Origin of the sequence: Rhizobacter sp. Root1221, assembly GCF_001425785.1 — a bacterium.
Taxonomy (GTDB): domain Bacteria; phylum Pseudomonadota; class Gammaproteobacteria; order Burkholderiales; family Burkholderiaceae_C; genus Rhizobacter.
On record NZ_LMDI01000066.1, the window covers coordinates 1 to 2,571 of the forward strand.

Annotated in this window: 3 protein-coding genes and 1 pseudogene; all 4 read right to left on the reverse strand. The window is 66.1% G+C overall.

The genetic code is table 11. The features are described from left to right. Window positions 1-1,124, reverse strand: a 1,124-nt coding sequence (locus ASC87_RS33455; protein WP_235582321.1) for a methyl-accepting chemotaxis protein, incomplete at its 3' end; no start/stop codon positions are given. 102 nt (window positions 1,125-1,226) lie between these two features. Beyond that, on the reverse strand, window positions 1,227-1,742 hold the full coding sequence (locus ASC87_RS27345; protein WP_056670593.1) for a chemotaxis protein CheW: 516 nt from the start codon (window positions 1,740-1,742) through the stop codon (window positions 1,227-1,229). A 124-nt stretch (window positions 1,743-1,866) separates the two neighbouring features. Beyond that, window positions 1,867-2,256 (reverse strand): methyl-accepting chemotaxis protein (locus ASC87_RS27350; protein WP_235582322.1); only part of this gene is annotated, 390 nt, incomplete at its 5' end. Between the two features lies 1 nt (window position 2,257). Further along, window positions 2,258-2,555: pseudogene (locus tag ASC87_RS27355) on the reverse strand (methyl-accepting chemotaxis protein); the annotation flags it as partial. Window positions 2,556-2,571: the final 16 nt, after the last annotated feature.

The following is a 2,571-nucleotide window of genomic DNA, read 5'->3' on the forward strand; positions in this document are numbered from 1 at the left end:
GCGAGGATGTTGGTCTGGAAGGCAATGCCGTCGATCACGCCAATGATGTCGGCGATCTTCTTCGAGCTGGCGTTGATCTCGTCCATGGTGTGGACCACTTCGGACACCTTGGCGCCACCGCGTGCGGCCACTTCGGCGGCCGACGAGGCGAGCTGGTTCGCCTGGCGGGCGGCGTCGGCGCTCTGCTTGACGGTGCCGGTGAGCTGCTCCATGGACGACGCGGTCTGCTGCAGGTTGCTGGCGGTCTGTTCGGTGCGGCTCGACAGGTCGGCGTTGCCGCTGGCGATCTCCGTGGAGGCGGTGCTGATGCTGTCCGTGGACGCGCGGACGTTGCCCACCACACGGCCGAGCGATTCGTTCATGTTCTGCAGCGACTTCATCAGTTCGCCGAACTCGTCGGTGCGGTCAGAGACGATGCGGCGGGTCAGGTCACCCTGAGCAATGGCACCGGCCACCTCGATGGAACGGGCCAGCGGCACGCGGATGGAACGCACCAGCACGGCGGCGACGAACATGCCGAGGCCGATGATGACCACGGCCCCCAGGCCGCCGAAGGCGAGGATTTGCTGGCGGGCGGCGGCGGCGTCGGCCTGGGCCTTGTTGGCCTTGGCATGCTGGGTTTCGCCGAACTTGGCGATGGCGCTGGTGTAGGCGAGCGCCGAGGCGGCGTATTCACCGCGCACGGTGGCGGCGGCGGTGGCGACATCGCCGCTGGCCTTGGCCTCGCTCGCCTTCTTGCTGCTGGCAACGAGCTGGGCGCCGAGCTTCTGGATGTCTTTCAGCACGGCCTGGTCGTCGGCGTCCGTGGCCTCGGCGGTGAGGTCCTGGCGGAGCTTGGCGATGCGGGGCGCGTCCTTCGCGAGGTTTTCCTTGAACAGCTCGGCCACCGCGTTGTCGGCGCTGATGGAGGCCGCCATGCCGCGGGTCACCGCGGTGTCGGTCAGGCCCTGCCACAGCAGTGTCTTGGCGAGCACGTCCTGGCGCATGTCGATCTCGGCGGCGCTTTGCGCCTGGATGGCATTGGCGCGCCAGATGGTGCCGCCGGCGATGCCGAGCATCGCCACGAGCAGGACGAGGATGGCGCCCCAGAGGCGGCGGGCGATGGGGATGTTGTTCAAGTTCATCGTGGATTCACCGGCAAGAAGCTTCCATCGGAAAATGAAACGGGGCGCAAACCCCGTCCCCGACGGTGGTTTGGGCCCCGAGGCGGGACAGCGGGAACGCGATCAGTTGCTGTCGAACAGGCCCATGTCGGCGCTGGCCATCAGGGCTTCGATGTCCATCAGGATCAGCATGCGGTCGTTGACGTTGCTGATGCCGGTGATGAAGGTGGTGTCGACGGCCGAGGCCATTTCCGGGGCCGGGCGGATCGAGTCCTGGTTCAGTTCGAGCACGTCGGAGACCGAGTCCACGACCGCGCCCACCACACGGCCGCGCACGTTCAGCACGATCACCACGGTGAAGTCGTTGTAGTCGACCGTTTCGCAGCTGAGCTTCAGGCGCAGGTCGACGATCGGCACGATGACACCGCGCAGGTTCACGACACCCTTGATGAACGACGGGGCGTTCGCGATGCGCGTGGGCGCTTCGTAGGAGCGGATTTCCTGCACTTTCAGGATGTCGATGCCGTACTCTTCGGCGCCCAGGCGGAAGGTCAGGAACTCGCTGCCCGACTGGGATGCCATCGCCGCGCGGGCGGCCTCGTGCCGGGCAACGTGGGCGGCTTCGTGAATCATGTCCATGTGAAATCCTCTGGAGGGGTGGGTGCCGGCGAGGGCCGTATGGCTCTGACTATCGGCGTGAATGGGGGCAACTGAAGGGCGGATGTGCCTGAAAAACGGGGGGTTGTTCTTGATCGCAGCGTAGTCAGGCCCCCAACTGGAATTTGTTCACGATTTCACGCAACCGCGTGGCCTGGTCGTTCAGGCTTTCGGCGGCCGCGGCGCTCTCTTCCACGAGTGCCGCGTTCTGCTGCGTCATCTGGTCGAGCTGGGTGACGGACGTGTTGACCTGGCCGATGCCGTCGGACTGCTCGGCCGAAGTGGCGGTGATTTCGCCGATGATGTCGCTGACGCGCTGCACGCTGCCCACGATCTCGGTCATCGTCTGGCCGGCGTCGGCCACGAGGCGGGAACCCGACTCGACCTTCTCGACCGACGCGTTGATCAGGCCCTTGATCTCCTTGGCGGCGTTGGCCGAGCGCTGGGCCAGGCTGCGCTGCCAAGTCCATCGAGTTGAACAAGGCCGCGAACGACANTCATCGTCTGGCCGGCGTCGGCCACGAGGCGGGAACCCGACTCGACCTTCTCGACCGACGCGTTGATCAGGCCCTTGATCTCCTTGGCGGCGTTGGCCGAGCGCTGGGCCAGGCTGCGCACTTCGGAGGCCACCACGGCAAAGCCGCGGCCCTGTTCGCCGGCACGGGCCGCTTCCACCGCCGCGTTCAGCGCGAGGATGTTGGTCTGGAAGGCAATGCCGTCGATCACGCCAATGATGTCGGCGATCTTCTTCGAGCTGGCGTTGATCTCGTCCATGGTGTGGACCACYTCGGACACCTAGATCGGAAGAGCG

What these genes read in the sequence shown, in the direction of transcription:
- ASC87_RS27345 (WP_056670593.1), bottom strand. Translation starts at nt 1,742, where the DNA reads ATGGACATGATTCACGAAGCCGCCCACGTTGCCCGGCACGAGGCCGCC.